A 21024-nucleotide genomic window follows, 5' to 3' on the forward strand; every position below is an offset into this window, starting at 1 on the left:
AGTTGAGCGACATGAGCGGGAAAGACCGAAACACGTGAGACTCCAATGAATGTGCAGACAGGATCGAGCCGTGAGCAGTGCCGAAACCATACGTCGGCACCCACTACCTGGGTCAACGGTTACATTCATGCCGGATTTAATGTGTGAGGTCCGTATCATGAGGGCATGCTTTCGCCGACGACTGCGCAGGACTTCGAGCAACACCGTGGCCACCTGACGTCGGTGGCCTACCGCCTCACCGGAAGTTTCAGCGACGCTCAGGATGCGGTGCAGGAGGCATGGATACGCTTGCAAGTCGCACAATCGAGACAAGGAAGCGACCTCGAGATCCGCGAGCTGCGCGGATGGCTCACCACTGTTGTCGGTCGGATCTGCCTCGATCATCTCAAATCGGCCGCGGTCAGAAGAGAAAGCTATGTCGGACAGTGGCTTCCGGAGCCGATCGTCACGCCCGTCGACGCCACCTCGGGCACACCCTCAGCGACACCCGATCCGCTGGAGTACGTCGTGACGCAGGAACAGAATCGTTTTGCTGCCCTCGTCGTCCTGGACACCCTTACTCCCGCTCAACGCGTTGCCTTCGTCCTGCATGACGGCTTCGACGTGCCCTTCGCCGAGGTTGCGCGCATCCTCGACATCGAAGTAGCCACTGCCCGTCAGTTGGCCTCGCGGGCCCGTAAAGCCGCAGCGTCGGCCCCGGTCCCGGTCAGTAGCGAGGAGCATGCTGCTGCCGTCGAGCGATTGGTGACGGCTATCGCGAGTGGAGATCTGAACGCCGTGATAGGTGCACTCGATCCCGATGCCGTCCTGATCGGTGACGCAGGCGGAACTACCCGCACGGCTGTCAACATTGTGCGCGGCAGCGATCGTGTCGCGCGGTTCTATCTGGGATTGGCCCGCAAGTACGGACCGGCAGCGGTGTTCTCGATGTCACCGGTTCTCGTCAACGGACAGCTCGGCGGTGTATTCGCCGGCTCACCGGGGGACGACCAGTACCCGCAGTTCGCCGCTCGCGTTGCCGGCTTCACTGTCCGCGACGGAGTTGTGTGCGCAGCCTACGACATTGCGAATCCAGCCAAGTTCAGCGCTGTGCCGATGCTCGATCACACCGAACCCGAACGCAAGTAGCGAGACTCCCATTCCTCGAGGTGTGATCTGGACACCTGCGTGCCGAACCACAGTCGGTGCAGTACATCCGATCCCAGATGATGCAATTCGGTGTGCGTCCTCCACTGCTGCGACGCCCACTCGGGTTCGTTGTGGGCGGCGTCGATCCCGGCCATCGCGCTACCTCGCAGTTCGAAGTCCAGGTCCCGACGAAGCTCCGAAAGCTCCGACCAATTCGCCTGTGGTGCATAGTGCCTCGCGCGAATTTCGGTCAGCAGCTTGAACAAGACGCTACCCGCCCGTTCGTCGACCCAGATCAGAGTGCGTCGATGCGCACCGCGCCCCACCGTCCACAGGACCACCAACGCCACGACGACGCCGATTGCCGTCTCGAGCATGCGGCTGAGGATCAGATGTCGGACGGTCCCGTGCGCACCACCGGCCGCGCCGAGGAGAATCGCGAGGGCGGTGATGAAGATGACGGCTATCCCGTAATTCCGCACCAGGAACAGCTCGATCCCCGCCATCAGGACGGCAAGTACCGCCACCAACCACAGACCGGTCGGACTCCAGGCGTAGATGGCACCCAACAGAATCAACCCGAGGACGGTTCCGCCGATGCGGTGGATTCCGCGATAGGTGCCCAGTATTCGATCCGGTCCTTGATGAAGGACCATCGCCGCGGCGATCACCGCCCAGTCCGGGCGATCGATGCCGAGCAGGACGGTGAGGGTTCCCGCCGCCATACAGGCAATGGACAGCCGAAGTGCCGTCACCGACGCTCGGCTGGACGGATTGCAGGCGCGGAGGAACCGATATCGGATCGTCGGGTCGGGCAGAGGCGGGTGGGCCCCGACCTCGTCGACGTCGAACGCGGGGTCCGCCATGAGCTCCGGATCGTGGTCGTCGGAGATCGCTCTGGCCATCGAGATCTGCGCTCGTTCGAGTTCACGGGTCAACGGGTGGTCTTTCCCGACGATTGCGCCGCGGTAAAGGCACTGCCACGCGTCATGCAGCCGAAGTGCTGCAGCGTGGCGTTTGTCTCGCGTGAGTTCGGGTGGGGCGTACCTCGCCTGAGCGTCCGTGTACTCCGCAACGGCCGAGACGGCTGCCTGTACAGCACTGCGTTCGACAGCTCTCGGTGCCCACAGGATTCCCGTCATCGAGACGACCACCGCGCTGATCCCACCGATTGCCGTCCACATCGCGACCTCGACCGGCGGCTGACCGGGAGTGGCGATCACGGAACTGATCTCGGTGGTGAGCAACAGAAAGAACGCGCCCGGTGGACCCAATCGAAGCGCGTCGACGGTGAAGGCGCAGGTCGACACCACGACGGCCATGATCAGCACGACAAAGACCAGCAGCACCGTCGGCGCTCCCTCAGCGATGGCTCGGTGGACGGGCTCACCCACCGATGCCCCGACGAAGGACAGGATCGTCAGCGCCGTCGCAGCGATACCGACTGCCTTCCACCTGCTCCGGTACGGACGACCCTCACCGTAGATCGATGCAAATGCACCGAGGCCGACCAGGAGCGAAGCAGACCCGAATCCGAGCAGTGTGGCGATGGCCGCCGGAATCGCCAGGGCTAGGGCGACGCGAACCGCTCCGGGGTACCTGTTTCCCACCGGCGGCAATCCGAACAGGACGCTGCGCGCCGGCCGCGGAGCCGGGAGGTTGGACTCGTGACCCGCTGATGTTTCTTCGGGGTCCACTGCCCATCCTTCGCGCCGGCCTGTTCGTGTCTGTGTCCTCCCATTCTTGCGGGCGGCCGACGTGGAATTCGAGGCGGGTCCGGAGGTCGATTCGACCACCCCTTTATTGACACTATGTCAACAGTGTGGATGATAGGTGGAGTCGGATCCGCTCGCGGGTCGCACTTCATCGATCGGGAGAATCACGATGACGCAAGGATCTACCGCAACCCGGACCGCAGAACGACGGTCCCCGTGGATGGACGACGAATTGGAGGCCGTGGCCGACCTGGCAAGGAACTTCTTCGCCAAACACGTCACACCGCATCAGAAACGCTTCGCGTCCCAAGGTTTTCCCGACAAATCCGCATATCGAGAACTCGGGGCGCTCGGGCTCGCCGGCATGTCGATCCCCACCGAGTACGGCGGCGGAGGAGGAACTTTCGCGCACGACGCCGTGCTGTTCCACGAGCAGGTCATGGCGGGTGATCATTCACTCCAACTCGGCGTGCACTCGGGAATCGTGCCGCACTACCTCAATGCCTACGCCGATCACGAGCACAAACTGCGCTGGCTACCGAAGCTGGTGAGTGGCGAGTGGGTGGGCGCAATCGCCATGACCGAGCCCGGCACCGGATCCGACTTGCAGAACATCACCACCCGAGCCGTCCGCGACGGTGACGACTATCTGATCAGCGGCGCAAAGACATTCATCTCGAACGGTCGCAATTGTGATCTGGTGATCATTGCCGCCAAGACCGATCCCAGCCTCGGAGCGCGTGGAGTGTCGCTCATCGTGGCCGAGGTCGATGACAACACACCGGGTTTCGAGCGCGGGCGAATACTCGAGAAGGTCGGACAGAAGGGCCAGGACACCACCGAGCTGTTCTTCGACCGCTTGCGGGTGCCTGCAACAAACCTGCTCGGGGACCGCGAAGGCACAGGGTTTGCCCAGCTGATGCAGCAGCTACTGCCCGAACGATTGATCTGCGGAGTTGCAGCCACTGCGGCAATGGAGCGTGCAGTCGCCCTCACCGTCGAGTACACCAAATCCCGAAACATGTTCGGGCAAAAGCTCTTCGATCTGCAGAACACGCGCTTCGAACTTGCCGAGTGCGCGTCCATCGCTCGTATCTCACGAACGTTCATCGACGACTGCATCGTCAAATACCTTGCCGGGCAGCTCGATGCGACTACCGCCGCGATGGCCAAGTACTGGCTCACCGACCAGCAGTGCGCCGTGATCGACCGCTGCGTGCAACTACACGGCGGGTACGGCTACATACTCGAATATCCCATCGCTCAGATGTACGCCGACGCTCGTATTCAGCGAATCTACGCCGGATCGAACGAAGTCATGAAGGACCTCGTGGCGAGATCACTCTGAGCAATCAGGAATCCGCCTCGCACGCCGGCAGAACGTCACGCACGATGGCGAGCAAACTGCGTACCAGCAGAAGGTGCACCTGTTCGCGGTCCAGCGCTCCCGTCACCAACCACTGCTTACTGGCAGCCTTCGCCAAGCCTCCGTACGCCACGATCATCGAATGAACAGCAGCCTCGCTGCCTTCACTCGGTCGAATCTCGAGCGCATCCATCATGCGTCGCGCAGCAACGTCGTCAGCATCCTGCAGGATCCGATCCATCTCGGGATCACGGCGGAGGTCGTCGGACATGACTGTCGAGATCCACATGTCGCGATGACGCCAGGCGACGTCGAGCCACCGATCGATCACGGCGCCGATCCGCTTCTCCTGGCTCGCCGATCGCGGAATGCGGTCCACCGCCACTTCGGGAATGAAGACGAACCGCCGCACGACGTCGAGATACAACTCCCGCTTGGAGCCGAAGTAATGATTGAGCAGCGGACGTCCGACCCCAGCCGCCTTGGCCAACTCGGTCATCGAGACGTCGGCAAAAGACTTCTCCTCGAAAACCTTTGCCGCGCTGACAATGATCTGCTCACGCCGGTCTTCGGGACCGAGACGCCTTCCGCCTGTGGCCGACGCGGACGTCATTCTTTTCTCGCGGGCGTGCTGTTGACCGTCGCCTGCGCCTCGACCATGAGCGAAATGTGCTCCACCAAACGCTTTCGAGAGATCTTGGAGGACGGGGTGTGCGCCTGATAGATGAACGCGAGGGCACCGAACAGCCCCACCGAATTGAGTTCGGAGTTCGCGGAGTCGGTTGCCTCGCCGCCGTACATCAGCTCGAGCGACGCGGAAATCGGATTCGTGAACTCCGCCATCAATTCTCGCCCTCGATCCCACAGCGCAGGTTCCGCCTGGGATTCGACGAACATGATGCGTCCACGTCGAGGATCTTTGAATACGTAGTTGGTGAAGGCCTTCACCACGTGGCGGATCAGGGCCGACGGTTCGGAAGGCGCCGCCTCGAGAGCGTCCAGAATAGTGTCACGCGCACCGAGAACGACCTCGTCGAGCACGGCGACCAGCAGTTCGTCACGGTTGGCGAAGCTCTCGTAGAAGTACCGTTCGGTCAGCGCGGCCTCGCGGCAGGTCGCACGCATGGTCGCGGCGGCCGCTCCCTCGGTGCCCATGATCTGCAACCCGGCTTCGATCAGCTGTGTCCGGCGCGCGGCGCGGCGATCTTCCGGTTCCTGCCCACGCCACCTGCGCGGTCCGGTGCGCCGAGCCTCGGTATCCGTCATGTCCCCATGTTCTCACTGACCGGCAGCGCTCTCGACCTCAGGTTATCGCGGCGACCTCGGCAAGCGAACTGACATCGCCCGATGTCAATCAGTTGAATTCTGACATCAACCGCTGTTGACATCACTTGATGTCAGACTTACTCTTCGTTCAGTTGTTCACGCACCAATCAGGAGGCGTCACACATGGTCGACATCGACCCAACCTCGGGGCCATCGGCCGGTGACGAGGAAACTCGAACTCGCCGAACACGAGTCGTCGTCATCGGAGCCGGTTTCGGCGGCATCGGAACGGCTGTCCGCTTGAAGCAGTCCGGGATCGACGACTTCGTCGTTCTGGAACGTGCCGCGGAGCCCGGGGGAACCTGGCAGGTCAATACCTACCCCGGTGCACAGTGCGACATCCCGTCGATTCTGTACTCGTTCTCATTTGCGCCCAATCCGAACTGGACGCGGCTGTATCCGCTACAGCCCGAGATCTACGACTATCTCCGGGATTGCGTCCATCGCTTCGGACTGGCCGGTCATTTCCACTGCAACCAGGACGTGACAGAAGCTTCGTGGGACGAGCAAGCCCAGATCTGGCGGGTACACACTGCGGAAACCGTGTGGGAGGCACAGTTCCTGGTCGCGGCCACCGGCCCGTTCAGTGCCCCCGCCACACCCGACCTTCCCGGGCTCGAATCGTTTCGTGGTCAGATGTTCCACACCGCGGACTGGAACCACGACCACGACCTTCGCGGTGAGCGGATAGCCGTGGTCGGCACCGGCGCCTCTGCGGTGCAGATCATCCCCAGACTGCAACCGCTCGCGGACACGTTGACCGTGTTCCAGCGGACACCGACGTGGATCCTGCCGCACCCGGATCAGCCGATGACCGGCTGGCCGAGCGCTCTCTTCGAGCGGGTGCCGCTCACCCAACGACTGGCACGCAAGGGACTTGACCTGCTCCAAGAAGCCCTGGTACCCGGATTCGTGTACAAGCCGTCACTGCTCAAAGGGCTGGCCGCACTCGGCCGAGCACACCTTCGCCGGCAGGTGCGGGACCCGGAGCTTCGCGCAAAGCTGCTCCCCCACTACGCATTCGGATGCAAGCGTCCGACGTTCTCGAACACCTACTATCCCGCGCTGGCGTCACCCAATGTGGAGGTGGTGACGGACGGAATCGTCGAGGTGCAGGAGCGCGGAGTCCTCACCGCGGACGGCGCCTTCCGGGAAGTCGACACCATAGTCATGGGAACCGGCTTTCGTATGGGAGACAACCCGTCGTTCGACATCATCCGGGGCAAGGACGGCCGCAGCCTCGCGCAGACGTGGAACGGCAGTGCCGAGGCCTTCCTCGGCACCACCATCAGCGGGTTTCCGAACTTCTTCATGATCCTCGGCCCCAATTCCGTGGTCTACACCTCTCAGGTCGTCACGATCGAAGCGCAGGTCGAGTACATCGTGAGCTGCATTCTTCAAATGGACGAGGGCGGCATCGGCAGTATCGACGTCCGGGCAGACGTGCAGAGAGAGTTCGTGCGCGCGACCGACCGCCGACTCGCCACCAGCGTGTGGAACGCCGGCGGGTGCAGTAGTTACTACCTCGTCGACGGCGGCCGCAATTACACCTTCTATCCCGGATTCAACCGATCCTTCCGCACCAGGACCAAACGAGCCGACCTCGCTCACTACGCGCAAGTACAACCCGTCTCGTCCGAATCACTCACCACTGCCCGAGAAACCGTGAGGAGCCGATAATGCTCGGCATCAACGCCTTCCGAGGCACACCCGTCGTCGCACCGTCCGGCGCGCGCCGCTACACCGACGAAGCACATGCGATCGCCGCCCGTGACGTCGAATTCGACTGGGACGGCGTACCACTGCATTACGTGCCGAACGAACCGATGGTCACCCACGTCATCAACTTCATGCATCTCGTGTTGCCCGAGGGAGAGCGGGCCATGTCCGCAACGCTCGCCGAAGCGCTCCCGCTCATCGAGGACCCCCGCCTGCACGAAGAGGTGGTGGGATTCGTCGGCCAGGAAGCAACACACGCGTCGTCGCACAAAGGTGCACGCGAGCATCTTGCGGACCTCGGCATGGACATGAAACCGATGTCACGCCGGATGGACTGGCTCGTGGACAAGATATTGGGCGACAAAGGATTGACCGGAAAAGCCAAGCACGCCTGGCTCTGTGAACGTCTCGGCTTGTTTGCCGCGATGGAGCACTACACGGCGGTGGTCGGGGAATGGCTGCTCACCGATCCCGCCCTCGAAGATGCCGGCATGCACCCGACGATGCTCGACATGGTCAAGTGGCACGGCGCCGAGGAAGTCGAGCACCGCAACGTGGCCTTCGACGCCTACATGTACGTGGACGGTAGCTACGCCCGCCGCGTTCGCACGGCGCTGCTCGCCAGCTTCACGTTGTTCGTGTTGTTCATCGCCTCGATGAACTACCTCTTCCGGCAGGACCCGTCGAAGGCGAAGGGCCGCCTGTGGCCTCTGCAACTGATCAGCGCCACTCGCCGCGGCCTGGTCCCGAACATGAAATTCCTGATCACCGAGATTCCTCCGTATCTGCGGCCGAGCTTCCATCCGTCCCAGATCGGGGACATGGACGTAGCCATGCGCTACCTCGCTCGCTCACCTGCCGCCAATCGTTCTTCCGAAAAGAGTGAAGGATGAACAAGACGACTGCCGACCGTCCTCACGACGCACAAGACTTCACACCGACCCGGTCGTTGAGGATTGCCGCACAGGCGACGAGCGCATACCGTCGAATCTTTGCGTCAAGTCCTGCAGCGCAGATACTTTCGCGTCCCAACCCGGTCCGCTACAGCGGATTCGACATGACGCTGGACGTGAAGTCCGTCCGGTTCGAGTGCGCAGACGTCCTGAGTGTCACCTTGACCCCGAGGGAAGGAATCACCCTGCCGTCGTGGATTCCCGGCGCTCACCTAGACGTCATTCTCCCCTCGGGAAGGCAACGACAGTATTCGTTGTGCGGAGACCCCGACGACTTGACCTCGTATCGGATCGCCGTCCGGCGGATCGACGAAGGCGGGGGCGGCTCCCGCGAGATACACGAGTCGCTGAAACCCGGAATGGTTGTCGACGTACGAGGGCCGCGGAATGCATTTCCTTTTGTCACTGCTCCGTCGTACCTCTTTGTTGCGGGCGGAATCGGGATCACTCCGATACTTCCCATGGTGCAACGCTGTCACCGCCGCGGAGTCCCGTGGCGATTGGACTATCTCGGACGAACTCGGGCAGCTATGCCATTCCTGAACGAGATCGAGGAGTATTCCAGCGGCCGGGTAACCATCCGACCCGACGACGAGCTGGGTCCGACGGATATCGGAACACTCGTCGCTGCTGCGGATCCCGGTGCCGCGGTGTACACGTGCGGACCGGTTCCGCTGATGAACACGGTGCGTGCGGCAACTTTCGCCGCCAACCCGACCGGATCGGTGCACAGCGAGAGGTTCTCCCCACTCCCGGTAGTCGACGGCAAGGAGTTCACGGTGCATCTGGCGCGCACCGGTCTCACCGTCGATGTGGGCGAGTCCGAAAGCGCCTTGGCTGCAATACGACGCGTACTTCCCGGAGTAGCGTATTCATGCCAACAGGGCTTCTGCGGTACATGCAAGGTCCGGGTGCTCTCCGGGACCGTCGAGCATCGAGACACCCTCCTCACCGAATCCGAACGTACTGGTTCGATGTTGACCTGTCGATCACGTTCCACCGGTGGGTCTTTGGTGGTGGACCTGTGAAGGGAAAATTCTCTCTTTCTGCGGCCGACGCAGCCTTCATCCGCTCCGCTCCGCTGGTGATCACTCACCGGATCGAATCCGAAGCGACATGTGAAAGCTTGTGGCAGACGTTGACCTCGGACGGAGCGCTCACGTCGTGGGCGCACGGGATCACCGGAGCCGACTGGACCTCGGACAGACCATTCGGCGTCGGGACTACGCGAACCGTGCGAGCCGGCGCTTTTGCTGCACTGAACGAGCGATTCTTCCGCTGGGACGAGGGGCGCCGGATGTCGTTCTACGTGGAGTCGGCGTCACTTCCGGGGTTCAAACGCTTCGCTGAAGATCTGGTGTTGGAACCGACTTCGACTGGCAGCCGCCTCACCTGGACGTTCGCTGTGCAAGCGCAGCCGTGGTTCGCCCCCATTCTGACTCTGTCCCGACCGATCCTCCAACGCGTCACCCGCGGCTGGGCCGACGGCGCCGTCCACCACACACTTCAAGGAACTCCACGATGACGGCGACCGAGATCGACACGACCACACAGGCGTCCGACGACACGGTGCCACAGGCAGTGCGCGACGCCCGTACTGCTTCCGAGTGGTGGGCAGAACTGACATTCGAGCAACGTGCTCGTCGACTGGATCGGTGGCGAGGAATCATCGCTCGTCGCGCATCCGAACTTGCCGACGTCGTGCACCGGGACATGGGCAAGCCGCACCCTGACGCGATGCTCGAAATCGCCATGGCACTAGAACATCTCGCGTGGGCGTCGAAGAATGCCCGAAAGGTATTGGGCAGGCGCAGCGTCCGCTCCAGTTTGTTGACGGTCAATCAGGCCGCCTCGGTGGAGTATCGACCTCTCGGGGTGATCGGTGTGATCGGTCCGTGGAACTATCCGGTCTTCACCCCACTCGGTTCGCTCTCGTTCTCGCTGGCTGCAGGCAACGCCGTGGTCTACAAGCCGAGTGAGTTCGCACCGGCAGTCGGGCAATGGTTGGGCCGCGCCTTCGCCGAGGTCGTCCCTGAACATCCTGTGCTGCAGGTCGTCACGGGCGATGGTTCGGTCGGCGCGGCACTGTGCCTGGCCGGTGTCGACAAGATCGGGTTCACCGGATCGACCGCGACGGGCAAGAAAGTCATGGCAGCGTGCGCCGAGACCCTCACACCGGTGTTGATGGAATGTGGTGGTAAGGACGCGCTCATCCTTGATGCCGACGGAAATGTCGGTGCCGCCGCGGATGCTGCGGTGTGGGGAGCATTGTCCAACTCCGGTCAAACCTGTCTGGGCGTCGAGCGTGTATACGTGCACGAACATGTCTACGGCGAGTTTATCGACAAGACAATCACTTTGGCTGCCCGAGTTCATGCGGGTCCGGGTGCCGAAGACAAGATCGGTCCGATCACCATGCCCTCGCAAGTGGCTGTAATCCGGCGCCACATCGACGACGCGATGTCGCGGGGTGGACGTGTCGTTCTCGGAGGGCTCGGCTCGATCTCCGGCCAGTACGTGCAACCGACCATCATGGTCGACGTCCCCGAAGACAGCCTCGCCGTCACGGAGGAAACTTTCGGCCCGACGATGACGATCACCAAGGTCGCCTCGATGGACGAGGCGGTGGAGTTGGTCAATGCGTCGCCATACGCATTGGGAGCAAGCGTGTTCGGCAAGGACGGAGCGGCTGTTGCCGATCGGCTCCGATCCGGAGGAGCGTCGGTGAACTCTTACGTGATGTATGCCGCGGTTCCCAACCTGCCACTGGGTGGGGTCGGAGCATCTGGTTTCGGACGCGTTCACGGCCCAGATGGTCTGAAGGAGTTCACCTACGCTCGTTCGACGACTCGGCAACGATTCCGTTCGCCCCTACCACTGACGACGTTTCGAAGGACCGCCCGAATCGACTGGCTGGTCAAGGTTCTCATCCGCGCGCTACACGGAAGGCACTGAAGCAATGACGGGACGCTTGTCCGCAATTGCGGGAACAGTCCGCGATCTGGGCATTCCACTGCCCGGACGCCGAATCGACTACGACGTCGCCGGGAAGGTCGTACTGATCACCGGTGGAGGCGACGGTATCGGTGCAGCGCTGGCGCGCACTCTCCACCGGCGTGGGGCCACCGTGGCACTGGTCGACGTCAACGAGAGTTCATTGGCAACGGCCGAGCGCTCATTCGAGTCACAGCGAGTCGTGACGGTGACGGCCGATGTCCGAGATCGGGACGGCATGACCGCAGCCGTGCAAACGATCATCGAGCAGCTGGGCAGAATCGACGTCGTAGTGGCCAACGCCGGAATCACCCCTCCCCCGGCAACATTGCGCCAGATCGATCCCGACGCCTTCGATCGTGTGCTCGACGTCAATCTCACCGGCGTCTTCAACACCGTGCATCCGACCATCGACGAGGTGATCCGCAACAGTGGGCACATCGTCGTCGTGTCATCGGCGGCGTCGTTCGCCCCCGGTTTGGGCGGCGCTTCGTACATGATCAGCAAGGCTGGGGTCGAAGCGCTCGGCCGGGCGCTGCGTCTCGAGGTTGCCGGCTACGGCGCTACTGCCGGCATCGCGTACTTCGGGATGGTGGATACACAACTTGCACGCGCCACACTCGACGACGACGAGATCGGCCGCAAACTCGACGCTCGACTACCCGGTCCCCTCCGTCATCGAATCTCCCCGGACCGTGCCGCCACCGTGATCGCCGACGCGATCGCGCGCCGCGCCGCCCGGACCCTTGCCCCCGCTGCCTGGGAACCCTGGGCGTGGGGACGCGGATTCATCAATGTCCTTGCCGACGGTTACCTGGCAAAAGACAAACAGGCACACGACCTGATCCGCGAACTCGAAGACAGAACCACCGCTGCGGCCCCGACGAATGCATCAGCCCTGCCAAAGGCATCCAGGAGAACATCATGACTACGTTGTGTGCAGCCTTCCAGCGAGTGTCGGCGGTGGCGCCCGACGCGGTGGCTTTGCGAGACATCGGCGATGCGCGAACACTGACGTGGCGCGCGTACGGCGAACAGGTTCGCGATGTTGCCGCGGGATTGGCCGGAATCGGCGTGGGACATGGCGATACGGTTGCATTGATGATGAGTAACCGCATCGAGTTCTACCCGATCGACGTCGGCGCCCAACACCTCGGCGCGACGTCCTTCTCCATCTACAACACGTCGGCACCCGAAGCCATCCAGTACATCCTCGCCAATTCCGGTGCGCGAGTGCTCGTCTGCGAGGCCCAGTACGTGGATACCGTTCGCCGATCCGGTGCCACACTCGACACGATCGTGGTCGTCGACGCGCAACCGTCTGCCCAGCAGTCCGGCACCCTGACGCTGGAGCAGATCAAGTCCTCTGCTGCCGCCGATTTCGATTTCGAGAGCACCTGGCGTGCGGTGAAACCGAACGACGTCGCCACGTTGATCTACACCTCCGGCACGACCGGCAACCCCAAGGGCGTCGAGACGACTCATGCCTGTCTGTTGTTCGAAACCACCGCCGTCAGTGCTGTACTCCCCGTCGAGTTCGGTGACCGCATCACCTCGTACATGCCGTCGGCGCACATAGCCGATCGGCTCACCTGCCTGTACATGCAAATGGTGTTCGGCACCCAGATCACTGTCGTGCCGGATCCGAGCCAGGTAGCGGCTGCGCTTCCGGACTGTCGCCCCACGATCTGGGGCAGCGTCCCCCGTGTGTGGGAAAAGCTGAAGGTTGCAGTCGAATCGGCCGTCGCCAACGAACCGGACGACGCGCGGCGAGCGGCATTGCAGTGGGCACTCGACGTCGGTCGCACTCGGCTCGCACACTTGCGAGCCGGTGAAACAGTCCCCGCCGAACTGGAAGCGGACTACGCCCGAGCCGATGCAATGGTCCTCTCCGCTCTGCGTGCGAAACTCGGTTTTGCCGAACTGAAGTGGGCCATCTCTGGCGCCGCACCGATTCCGCCGGACACCTTGGCATTCTTTGCAGCCCTGGGAGTTCCGATCTCGGAGATCTGGGGAATGTCCGAGCTGACATGCATTGCGAGCACCGCACCGGCCGAGCCGACCAAGCTGGGAACGGTCGGAAAGTTGCTTCCAGGCATGGAAATGCGCATCGAGGCGGACGGTGAGCTACTGGTTCGAGGACCGTTGGTCATGAAGGGGTACCGCGGCGAACCGGCAAAAACGGCCGAAGCGATCAGTGCAGACGGTTGGCTTTCGACCGGAGACATCGTCACGGCCGACGCAGACGGATACCTCACGGTGATCGATCGCAAGAAGGAGCTGATCATCAATGCGTCGGGAAAGAACATGTCCCCCGCTACCATCGAGACCGCAGTGAAGACGTCGTCGTCGTTGATCGGTGAGGTCGTGGCAATCGGAGACGGCCGAAAGTTCAACACAGCGTTGATCACTCTCAGCGCCGACGCCGCGGTCGGAGCGGCACGCTCACTGGGACTTGCGGCCGAGGCCGCGGTACTCGCCAAGGACGCTCGGATCGTCGACATCGTTGCAACTGCTGTCGCCGAGGGAAACTCGCGTCTGTCGAGGGCCGAGCAGATCAAGCGGTTTCACGTACTCACCACGTTCTGGGAGCCAGGCGGCGACGAGCTGACACCGACGATGAAGCTCAGGCGCAAGCCGATAGCCGAGAAGTACGCGTCCGAAATTGCAGCCCTCTATGCGGATTCGGTCGTAGAGGACGTCTACGAGCCTGCGCCCTGCGCATAAATCAGCGTCTCGGTGGCCTTGACCACAAACGTAGCGGCCGATCCCGGAACCAGATCGAGCTCGGCCGCTGCGCTCGCCGTGATGTCGGCAGACAAGCCCGGCTGGCCGGCTTCGTCCTCGGCTCGGACTCGGACGACATCGCCTCGATTTTCGATCTCCGCGATCGTGACCGCAAACGCGTTTCGTGGGCTCCCGTGAGGCGGATCCAGGTAGACCGACACTGCTCGCGGCTCGAAGACTGCCACGGCGGCACTGCCGGCCGGTAAGTCGGTCTCCGTCTGGCCCGCGATATCCACCCCGACCGGACTTCTGAGCATTCCGTCTCCGGCCATCGTGCCGCTGCGCAAGTTGATCCCTGCGATGCGTGCTGCAAATGCACTACGCGGGCGAGTCAGAACTGTTCGTACGTCACCACGTTCGACGACCCGGCCGCCGTCCAGCACGACAACGGTGTCGGCAAGGGCCAGCGCATCCAGAGCGTCGTGCGTGACGAGCACGGCCGTGCGATCTCCTGTTCGGAGCACTCTACGCAGCAACGACCGCAATGCCGGGGCGGAGGCGACGTCGAGCGCAGACATCGGTTCGTCGAGCAGGAGTAGTTCGGGTTCAGCAGCCAATGCCCTCGCCACTGCGACTCGTTGCGCTTGACCGCCGGAGAGCTGTGACGGCTTGCGGTCAGCCAATTCGGCGGCGTCGACTGCGTCGAGCCAGTGGCGCGCGGAATCGGCGGAATCGCGACGCGACCGCCCTGCACTGCGCGGCGCGAACGCCACGTTCGCGGCCGCACTGAGGTGGGGAAAGAGAAGTGCCTCTTGCGCGAGTAGAGCAGTGCCGCGCCGATGCGGCGCCAACGCGACTCCCCTACCGGTATCGGTGAGAACGCGAGAATTCAGTTCGATCAACCCACGCCGCGGGTGATGTAGTCCGGCAACCGCCGCCAGTACCGTCGACTTGCCTGCGCCGTTCGGTCCGAGGACAGCGGTCACCTCACCGGCCGCGACGTCGAACGTCGCAACGACATCGCGCTCCGGAATCTCGATGTCGACGTGGAGGCCACTCACAACGAACCCGCCGATCCGCGTCCACGCACCGCAACCACGATGACCACCGCGACTACGACCAACACCAGCGAAAGCGCTACCGCTGCATCCGGATCGGTCTCACGCTGGAGATAGATTTCCAACGGCAGGGTACGCGTGACCCCTTGCAGACTTCCCGCGAACGTCAGCGTTGCACCGAACTCCCCCAGTGCGCGAGCGAAAGCCAGCACTGCCCCTGACACCAGACCGGGAAGCACCAGCGGCAAAGTCACCCGGCGAAGCACGGTGGTCGGGCGGGCTCCGAGCGTCGAGGCTACGGCCTCGTATCGTGTGCCCGCAGTGCGTAGCGCACCTTCGAGGCTGACGACGAGGAACGGTAGCGCGACAAACGTCTGCGCCAGGACCACCGCGGTTGTCGAGAATGCTATCTGGATGCCGAGCACTTCCAACTGCTCACCGATCAACCCTTTGCGCCCGAACGTGTACAGCAACGCGATACCGCCCACCACTGGCGGCAGAACCAGCGGGAGCAGAATCAAGGATCGAAGAACGGACAGTCCCCGAAAATGACTGCGCGCCAACACCGCGGCCATCGGTACCCCGAACAGGATGCACAGCAGCGTGCTCATTGCCGCTGTCTTCAAACTCAGTTTCAACGCGGCAACCGACGATTCGGAAGTCACGAGTTCCCAGAACTGCGACCACTGCACGGTGGCCAGCATCGCCGCCAAGGGCGCGATGACAAACGCTCCGCCGATCAGCGCCGGAAGGTAAATCCATACCGGCAACCCGAGCGGAGCCCGGACCGCCGGTCTTAGGTGTGTCACGGGGCAGCGAATCCCGCGTCACTCAGAACTGCCAGGCCCTTGGGCCCCTTCACGAGATCGACGAATTTGGTTGCCGTTCCCGAATTCTTCGAATCCTTCAGCACCGCAATCTGGTACAGGTTGACCACCGTGGTGGCTTCCGGGAACGCGACGGTCTGAACCTTGTCACCAGCGGACTTCGCGTCGGTGACGTAAACGATGCCGGCATCGGCCTGCCCGGACGTCACCTTGTTGAGAACGTCGGTCACCGACGATTCTTCGCTGACGGGCGAGAGGGTCTCGCCTGTGGCCGTCTCGACCTTCTTCGTAGCCGCGCCACAAGGGACCTGCGGAGCGCAGATCACCAGTTGCGTCCCCTCCTTTGCCAGATCGGCGAACGACGCGATGCCCTTCGGATTGCCCGGCGGCACAACAATCGTCAAGGTGTTGCTCGCGAAGTCCGAGGGCGACCCCGCGACGACGCCGGCGTCGGTGGCCTTGGTCATGTTGGCGGCGTCAGCCGAGGCGAACACGTCAGCCGGTGCGCCCTGAGTGATCTGAGCGACGAGGTCCGAGGACCCGGCAAAGCTGAAAGTGACCGATGAACCGGGGTTCTCGGACTCGAATTCCTTGCCGAGTTCGGTGAAGCTGTTCTTGAGTGACGCCGCCGCGAAGACGGTGATACTTCCCGTGGCACTCTCACTCGAAGTGGTTGTGGTCGGAGCGGCCGACGACGTCTCCGACGAAGAATTGTCGGAGGAACTACAACCGGTCACCAGGGCAAGCGAAAAGGCACCTGCTGCAACAAGTCCGACTACACGCTTCACGAATTTCCTCCAGTATGTTCAAAAACTACGGCGTTTCCACGATGACCGTGGTGGCCTTCACGATTGCGACTCCGATACTCCCGACCTCGAGTCCGAGCTCCCGAACCGCGTCGGTACTCATCAACGAGACGACAGTGAAGGGCCCACACTGCATTTCGACCTGAGCCATCACCTTGTCGGTGACGACCTTGGTGACGAGGCCGGCGAACCGGTTGCGGGCCGAACTCGCACCCGTGAGCGGATCGGCCGGTGCGGGTCCGGCGTTGGACCGGGCGAAGCCCGCCAACTCGGCACCGTCGATGACCTTGCGGCCGGAGTCGTCCGTCGTCGCGGTGAGAAGCCCACCGTCGACCCACCGCCGGACGGTGTCGTCACTGACACCGAGCAGGCCGGCAGCTTCGCGGATTCGAATGTTGGGCACCAGGTGATCGTAGGTCGCAAGTGCGGACCTAACAAGCCGAAATGCTCCGCAGATGCGTGAACTAGTCAATCATGATCACGTATCTGCGGAGCATTGTCGATAGTTGCCGTAGACGAATCAGCGCATCATTCTTCTGCCCAGGGCACACGGCAGGAGTCGGTGCTGAACCCCTGCTCGGTAATCCCCAACGCCGAATACATCCGGGCGCGCATGTTTTCGAGCCCGATCTGATAGGTCAGTTCCACGACGCCCGCTCGCCCGAACCTGCGCTCGAGATCCGCGACCTGTTCGTCCGTCACCCCGTTCTCCCCATGGGGGTCACCGGTCATGGCGTCGGCGTAGGCGATCGCGGCCCGCTCGTCTTCGCTGTACTTCGATGAACCCCGGTAGTTCGCGATCTCTTTCAACTTGTCGATGTCCAAACCGTCCAAGCGCGAGAGCATCGTCCCGAAGTCGACACACCACGAGCAGCCGACAGTCCAGGCGACGCGATAGACGGCCAGTTCACGAATGTTCGACGGCAGCACCTTCGACGCCTTCTGCACAGCCATTTCGTGGCGGGCAGCCGCTACGAACAATTTCCGATGGTTGGCCAGGACGGCAAAGGGCTCGGGGACTTCGTCGTACTGCCTGGCGGCGAATTTGTATGCCACTTTGATCAACGGACTGGCTTCTGACGGTGTCACTGCGGGAATGCGAGTCATGGCAAGCCTCCGTATGTTCTGGGGCACCGGATTCGATGCTCTCTACAGAGTTGGACGATGGCGGCGATTCAAACGTGACAAGCACCGCGTCCGAGCGGATGTGAGGATGCGGTGTCAGCCGACTAAGCTGCAAAGATGCCTTCGACGCCCCGCAACCGCACCGTCTCGCGTCTGCAGCCGTTCGCATCCACGATCTTCGCCGAGATGACAGCGTTGGCCACACTTCACGACGCGGTCAACCTCGGTCAGGGCTTTCCGGATACCGACGGTCCTGCGGCCATGCTCGAGGTAGCGCGCCGAGCCATCGCCGAGGGCGTCAATCAATACCCGCCCGGTCCGGGCATGCCCGTCTTGCGTCAGGCCATCGCGGAGGATCGGCGCATCCGCTACGGACTCGACAGTGATCCCGACTCCGAAGTTCTGGTCACCGTCGGCGCCACCGAGGCGATCAGTGCTGCGATTCTCGGACTGGTCGAACCCGGCGAAGAAGTAGTGCTGATCGAGCCGTACTACGACTCCTACGCTGCATCCGTCGCGTTGGCAGGCGCTGTACGTCGCACAGTTCCGTTGGTAACCGCGGGAGACGGATTTGCGGTCGATCTCGATGCATTGCGCGGCGCGATCACCGCCAAGACGAAGATGCTGATCGTCAACAGTCCTCACAACCCCACCGGCACCGTATTCACCGATCACGAACTTCGAGCGATCGCCGAACTCGCGTGCGAACGCGACCTGATCGTGTTGAGCGACGAGGTCTACGAGCACTTGGTCTTCGACGGCCTCACCCACACACCGATGGCGTCGCTCCCGGGCATGCGTGAGCGCACCGTCACGGTGTCCAGTGCCGCAAAGACTTTCAATGTCACCGGCTGGAAAACCGGCTGGGCGATCGGCCCGAGCGAACTCATCGACGGAGTCCGTGCCGCCAAGCAGTTCATGTCATTTGTTGCCGGTGCACCGTTCCAACCGGCCGTTGCCTACGCGCTCACCAACGAACAGCCGTGGGTCGTCGAACTTCGACAGAGCTTGCAAGGCAAACGCGACGTGCTCGGTAAAGCTCTGACCGAGGCCGGTTTCACGGTGCATTCCGGTGGCGGCACGTACTTCCTCCTTGCCGACATCAGACCGTTGGGCGAAACCGATGCGGGAGATTTCTGCCGCGCACTGCCCGAGCGGATCGGCGTCGCGGCCGTTCCGGTCGACGTGTTCGCGGACAACCGCGACGATTGGAAGCACCTGGTGCGCTTCGCCTTCTGCAAGCAGGACCACATTCTGTCCGAAGCTGCACGCCGTCTCCACCTGCTCCAAGGAGCAGCGCACCCATGACAGCGCGGACCATCCCGACCGCATTCGTCCACCGCTATCTCGCGTTCTCGCCGGACAACGACGTCGATTTGTCGGGTGCACTGCGCGCTGCCGGGATCGACCTCGAGACACTGTCCGACCCGCGCGCCCGACTGACCCCGACTCAGGTCACCACGTTCATCCAATCCACGTGGCAGATCACCGACGACGAATTGTTCGGCCTCGGATCCGCCCCGGTCCCCCGTGGCACTTTCCGATTGATCTGCCTGACGTTGATCCATTGCCCTGATCTCGGATCGGCCTTCGCTCGAATGTCCGACGTGATCCGTGCGCTACCGGCTCTGGCCCCACTGTCGATCGAGAAGGGCGAGGAAAGCACTCGGGTGAGTTTCGCTGTCCGAGCTCGCGAAGGCGTCGCCGAACCTGATGTCGCAGAACGTGTCACAACCGATTTCGTCCTGATCTTGCTGCACCGATTTTCCGCATGGTTGATCGGAAAGCGCGTCCGACTTCGGGCGGTCGAGTTTCCGTACTCGGCACCGGATGCACGGTTGGCGCAGGACTACGACTACATCTTCGGAGCGCCGGTCACCTTCGGCGCGAAGCGCGCGGCACTGGAGTTCGACAACTCGGCCATGCGTGCACCGATCATCCAAACCGAGGAGACGTTGGAGGAGTACCTCCGAGAATCTCCGATTCAGCTCATGTCCGAACGTGATTACGACAGCACTGCGTCGGCGCAGGTACGACGGGTCCTGGAGCTCGGGGTGAAGGGGCGAACCTCCACTGCCGAGGAGATCGCGGAGATGCTTTCGATCAGCGTTCCCCATCTGCGTCGACTGCTGCGGCGTGACGGAACATCACTGAATCAACTACGCGAGGAAGTGCTCCGCGACGTAGCCATCGCTGGTTTGCGGCGCGGAGAATCCGTCGAAGTACTCTCGGCGCGATTGGGGTTCTCCGAGCCCAGCGCCTTCCGTCGGGCCTTCAAACGATGGACCGGCGACACTCCGAGTTCGTACCGCTAGCTGACGCAGAACTCGTTTCCTTCGGGATCGGTCATCGTGATCCACACGCTCGGCCCCTGCGCTCCTCGGTGCAGGATCGTCGCCCCCACCGTCTCGAGGTGCGCTGCGACATCCTCGCGCTTGTCGCCCACTCGTATGTCGAAATGGAGCCGGTTCTTCACCGTCTTCGATTCCGGAACCAGTTGGAACAGAACGCGGGGACGTTCGGGATGCTCCGGATCGCTGATGGCCGCACCTTCGCGCCAGACGAGGACTCCCTCGAATGTCGTGGTGTCGGATTCCTTGGCGTGACCAGCGGCGACGAGGCCCCTGATGAAGTCTTCGTCGCTGGGCTCCGCTGCCCACCCGAGTGCTGCGGCCCACCACTTCGCCTGTTCGTGCGGATGTGCCGAATCTACTGTGACTTGAAATTCGTATCCCATGTTCCGACGTTAACGCCGACCACCGACACCTAGTGAAGGTTCAGCCGAGCCCGGGAGTCAGTCGACGCTCTTGATGGTCTTCATGGTGATCAACGATGTCACCCGCGAGACAGCCGGAAGCCCGCTGAGCTTGGTGACCATGAAGTTCTCATACGTCGCGAGATCTTTCACCGCGACCCGAATGAAGTAGTCGGGAATTCCGAACAACCGCCGACATTCGATCACTTCGTCGAAGGCGGCGACCTGGGATTCGAAGTCCTCGATGGTGGCCTGGTCGTTGACTCCGATCTCGGCGGTGACGATCACCTGAAATCCTCGACCGAGCGCTTCCTGACTGACGATCGCCCGGTACCCGGTAATGATTCCGTCGGCTTCGAGCTTCTTCACCCGACGCAGGCAAGGTGAGGGTGTCAGACCCACCAGATCCGCCAACTCGGTGTTGGTCAAACTCGAGTCCTGGCGTAGGTGAAACAAAATTGCGTCATCCATGGCATCCATCGCACTATTATTGCGCACTGTTCAATATTTGGGCATTCTGAGCAA

At 62.5% G+C, this 21024-nt stretch carries 21 protein-coding genes; 11 read left to right on the forward strand and 10 right to left on the reverse strand.

What is annotated here, in order from left to right; translation table 11 throughout:
• The first annotated feature begins 165 nt into the window (after nt 1-165).
• Complete coding sequence (locus tag P0M12_RS05345) at nt 166-1128, forward strand: sigma-70 family RNA polymerase sigma factor (protein WP_030535346.1); 963 nt, start codon at nt 166-168, stop codon at nt 1126-1128.
• On the opposite strand, the gene P0M12_RS05350 is transcribed toward P0M12_RS05345, so the two are convergent.
• Nucleotides 1104-2825 (reverse strand): FUSC family protein, encoded by a 1722-nt coding sequence (locus P0M12_RS05350; RefSeq protein ID WP_050654833.1) that lies wholly within the window; start codon nt 2823-2825, stop codon nt 1104-1106. The genes P0M12_RS05345 and P0M12_RS05350 overlap by 25 nt on opposite strands.
• Before the next feature lie 187 nt (nt 2826-3012).
• On the opposite strand from P0M12_RS05350, the gene P0M12_RS05355 reads away from it, so the two are divergent.
• Nucleotides 3013-4191 (forward strand): acyl-CoA dehydrogenase family protein, encoded by a 1179-nt coding sequence (locus tag P0M12_RS05355; protein WP_047271188.1) that lies wholly within the window; start codon nt 3013-3015, stop codon nt 4189-4191.
• A gap of 4 nt (nt 4192-4195) precedes the next feature.
• On the opposite strand, the gene P0M12_RS05360 is transcribed toward P0M12_RS05355, so the two are convergent.
• Both P0M12_RS05360 and P0M12_RS05365 read right to left on the reverse strand, forming a co-directional pair.
• Complete coding sequence (locus P0M12_RS05360) at nt 4196-4822, reverse strand: TetR/AcrR family transcriptional regulator (protein ID WP_030535343.1); 627 nt, start codon at nt 4820-4822, stop codon at nt 4196-4198.
• Nucleotides 4819-5475 (reverse strand): TetR/AcrR family transcriptional regulator, encoded by a 657-nt coding sequence (locus P0M12_RS05365; RefSeq protein WP_007733534.1) that lies wholly within the window; start codon nt 5473-5475, stop codon nt 4819-4821. Before P0M12_RS05365 ends, P0M12_RS05360 begins: the two co-directional genes overlap by 4 nt.
• 183 nt (nt 5476-5658) lie before the next feature.
• On the opposite strand from P0M12_RS05365, the gene P0M12_RS05370 reads away from it, so the two are divergent.
• From P0M12_RS05370 to fadD11, 7 genes are read left to right on the forward strand one after another with little or no spacing between them, the layout of a single operon-like run.
• The gene (locus P0M12_RS05370) at nt 5659-7215 is read left to right on the forward strand and encodes an NAD(P)/FAD-dependent oxidoreductase (protein ID WP_054782246.1); all 1557 of its coding nucleotides are present in this window, start codon (nt 5659-5661) and stop codon (nt 7213-7215) included.
• Nucleotides 7215-8147 carry a metal-dependent hydrolase gene (locus P0M12_RS05375; protein WP_003940129.1) on the forward strand — a complete coding sequence of 311 codons (933 nt, stop codon included), beginning with the start codon at nt 7215-7217 and terminating at the stop codon, nt 8145-8147. The genes P0M12_RS05370 and P0M12_RS05375 overlap by 1 nt, the downstream gene beginning before the upstream one ends.
• Nucleotides 8144-9235 carry a PDR/VanB family oxidoreductase gene (locus P0M12_RS05380; RefSeq protein ID WP_007733536.1) on the forward strand — a complete coding sequence of 364 codons (1092 nt, stop codon included), beginning with the start codon at nt 8144-8146 and terminating at the stop codon, nt 9233-9235. Before P0M12_RS05375 ends, P0M12_RS05380 begins: the two co-directional genes overlap by 4 nt.
• Complete coding sequence (locus P0M12_RS05385; RefSeq protein ID WP_007733538.1) at nt 9232-9732, forward strand: SRPBCC family protein; 501 nt, start codon at nt 9232-9234, stop codon at nt 9730-9732. The genes P0M12_RS05380 and P0M12_RS05385 overlap by 4 nt, the downstream gene beginning before the upstream one ends.
• Entirely contained in the window at nt 9729-11162 is a 1434-nt protein-coding gene (locus tag P0M12_RS05390) for an aldehyde dehydrogenase family protein (protein WP_277377500.1), read from the forward strand. The genes P0M12_RS05385 and P0M12_RS05390 overlap by 4 nt, the downstream gene beginning before the upstream one ends.
• 4 nt (nt 11163-11166) lie before the next feature.
• Nucleotides 11167-12129, forward strand: a complete 963-nt coding sequence (locus P0M12_RS05395) for an SDR family oxidoreductase (protein ID WP_042451253.1) — start codon at nt 11167-11169, stop codon at nt 12127-12129.
• Entirely contained in the window at nt 12126-13928 is a 1803-nt protein-coding gene (gene fadD11, locus P0M12_RS05400) for a fatty acid--CoA ligase FadD11 (protein ID WP_277377501.1), read from the forward strand. Before P0M12_RS05395 ends, fadD11 begins: the two co-directional genes overlap by 4 nt.
• Here fadD11 and P0M12_RS05405 read toward each other — a convergent pair.
• The 5 genes from P0M12_RS05405 to P0M12_RS05425 form a co-directional block, all read right to left on the reverse strand.
• On the reverse strand, nt 13904-14989 hold the full coding sequence (locus P0M12_RS05405) for an ATP-binding cassette domain-containing protein (protein WP_007733546.1): 1086 nt from the start codon (nt 14987-14989) through the stop codon (nt 13904-13906). The genes fadD11 and P0M12_RS05405 overlap by 25 nt on opposite strands.
• Nucleotides 14986-15795 carry an ABC transporter permease gene (locus tag P0M12_RS05410; RefSeq protein WP_020970514.1) on the reverse strand — a complete coding sequence of 270 codons (810 nt, stop codon included), beginning with the start codon at nt 15793-15795 and terminating at the stop codon, nt 14986-14988. Before P0M12_RS05410 ends, P0M12_RS05405 begins: the two co-directional genes overlap by 4 nt.
• On the reverse strand, nt 15792-16601 hold the full coding sequence (gene modA / locus P0M12_RS05415) for a molybdate ABC transporter substrate-binding protein (protein ID WP_003940357.1): 810 nt from the start codon (nt 16599-16601) through the stop codon (nt 15792-15794). The genes P0M12_RS05410 and modA overlap by 4 nt, the downstream gene beginning before the upstream one ends.
• Nucleotides 16602-16626: 25 nt before the next feature.
• A complete protein-coding gene (locus tag P0M12_RS05420; protein WP_003940157.1) occupies nt 16627-17022 on the reverse strand; it encodes a TOBE domain-containing protein in 396 nt (131 codons plus the stop codon).
• Between the two features lie 125 nt (nt 17023-17147).
• Nucleotides 17148-17726, reverse strand: coding sequence for a carboxymuconolactone decarboxylase family protein (locus P0M12_RS05425; protein WP_277377502.1), 579 nt, complete (start codon nt 17724-17726; stop codon nt 17148-17150).
• A 135-nt stretch (nt 17727-17861) separates the two neighbouring features.
• Between P0M12_RS05425 and P0M12_RS05430 the strand changes: the two genes are divergently transcribed.
• Together P0M12_RS05430 and P0M12_RS05435 are read left to right on the forward strand one after the other, a co-directional pair.
• Nucleotides 17862-19052, forward strand: coding sequence for a pyridoxal phosphate-dependent aminotransferase (locus tag P0M12_RS05430; RefSeq protein WP_209920524.1), 1191 nt, complete (start codon nt 17862-17864; stop codon nt 19050-19052).
• Nucleotides 19049-20059: an AraC family transcriptional regulator gene (locus P0M12_RS05435; protein ID WP_003940556.1), complete on the forward strand. Its 1011-nt coding sequence runs from the start codon at nt 19049-19051 to the stop codon at nt 20057-20059. The genes P0M12_RS05430 and P0M12_RS05435 overlap by 4 nt, the downstream gene beginning before the upstream one ends.
• Here P0M12_RS05435 and P0M12_RS05440 read toward each other — a convergent pair.
• Together P0M12_RS05440 and P0M12_RS05445 are read right to left on the reverse strand one after the other, a co-directional pair.
• Nucleotides 20056-20481 carry a VOC family protein gene (locus P0M12_RS05440; RefSeq protein ID WP_003940409.1) on the reverse strand — a complete coding sequence of 142 codons (426 nt, stop codon included), beginning with the start codon at nt 20479-20481 and terminating at the stop codon, nt 20056-20058. The genes P0M12_RS05435 and P0M12_RS05440 overlap by 4 nt on opposite strands.
• Nucleotides 20482-20538: 57 nt before the next feature.
• Nucleotides 20539-20979, reverse strand: coding sequence for an Lrp/AsnC family transcriptional regulator (locus P0M12_RS05445; RefSeq protein ID WP_020970517.1), 441 nt, complete (start codon nt 20977-20979; stop codon nt 20539-20541).
• Between the last annotated feature and the right edge of the window lie 45 nt (nt 20980-21024).

The organism is Rhodococcus sp. RCBS9 (assembly GCF_029457415.1).
GTDB classification, from domain to species: Bacteria; Actinomycetota; Actinomycetes; order Mycobacteriales; family Mycobacteriaceae; genus Rhodococcus_F; species Rhodococcus_F qingshengii.

Excerpts from the sequence above, each read along its gene's own strand:
- P0M12_RS05430 (WP_209920524.1), top strand. The coding sequence starts at position 17,862 with ATGCCTTCGACGCCCCGCAACCGCACCGTCTCGCGTCTGCAGCCGTTC.
- P0M12_RS05425 (WP_277377502.1), bottom strand. The coding sequence starts at position 17,726 with ATGACTCGCATTCCCGCAGTGACACCGTCAGAAGCCAGTCCGTTGATC.
- P0M12_RS05370 (WP_054782246.1), top strand. The coding sequence starts at position 5,659 with ATGGTCGACATCGACCCAACCTCGGGGCCATCGGCCGGTGACGAGGAA.
- P0M12_RS05390 (WP_277377500.1), top strand. The coding sequence starts at position 9,729 with ATGACGGCGACCGAGATCGACACGACCACACAGGCGTCCGACGACACG.
- P0M12_RS05375 (WP_003940129.1), top strand. The coding sequence starts at position 7,215 with ATGCTCGGCATCAACGCCTTCCGAGGCACACCCGTCGTCGCACCGTCC.
- P0M12_RS05440 (WP_003940409.1), bottom strand. The coding sequence starts at position 20,481 with ATGGGATACGAATTTCAAGTCACAGTAGATTCGGCACATCCGCACGAA.
- P0M12_RS05345 (WP_030535346.1), top strand. The coding sequence starts at position 166 with ATGCTTTCGCCGACGACTGCGCAGGACTTCGAGCAACACCGTGGCCAC.
- P0M12_RS05445 (WP_020970517.1), bottom strand. The coding sequence starts at position 20,979 with ATGGATGCCATGGATGACGCAATTTTGTTTCACCTACGCCAGGACTCG.
- P0M12_RS05355 (WP_047271188.1), top strand. The coding sequence starts at position 3,013 with ATGACGCAAGGATCTACCGCAACCCGGACCGCAGAACGACGGTCCCCG.
- P0M12_RS05365 (WP_007733534.1), bottom strand. The coding sequence starts at position 5,475 with ATGACGGATACCGAGGCTCGGCGCACCGGACCGCGCAGGTGGCGTGGG.
- fadD11 (WP_277377501.1), top strand. The coding sequence starts at position 12,126 with ATGACTACGTTGTGTGCAGCCTTCCAGCGAGTGTCGGCGGTGGCGCCC.
- P0M12_RS05380 (WP_007733536.1), top strand. The coding sequence starts at position 8,144 with ATGAACAAGACGACTGCCGACCGTCCTCACGACGCACAAGACTTCACA.
- P0M12_RS05395 (WP_042451253.1), top strand. The coding sequence starts at position 11,167 with ATGACGGGACGCTTGTCCGCAATTGCGGGAACAGTCCGCGATCTGGGC.
- P0M12_RS05360 (WP_030535343.1), bottom strand. The coding sequence starts at position 4,822 with ATGACGTCCGCGTCGGCCACAGGCGGAAGGCGTCTCGGTCCCGAAGAC.
- P0M12_RS05435 (WP_003940556.1), top strand. The coding sequence starts at position 19,049 with ATGACAGCGCGGACCATCCCGACCGCATTCGTCCACCGCTATCTCGCG.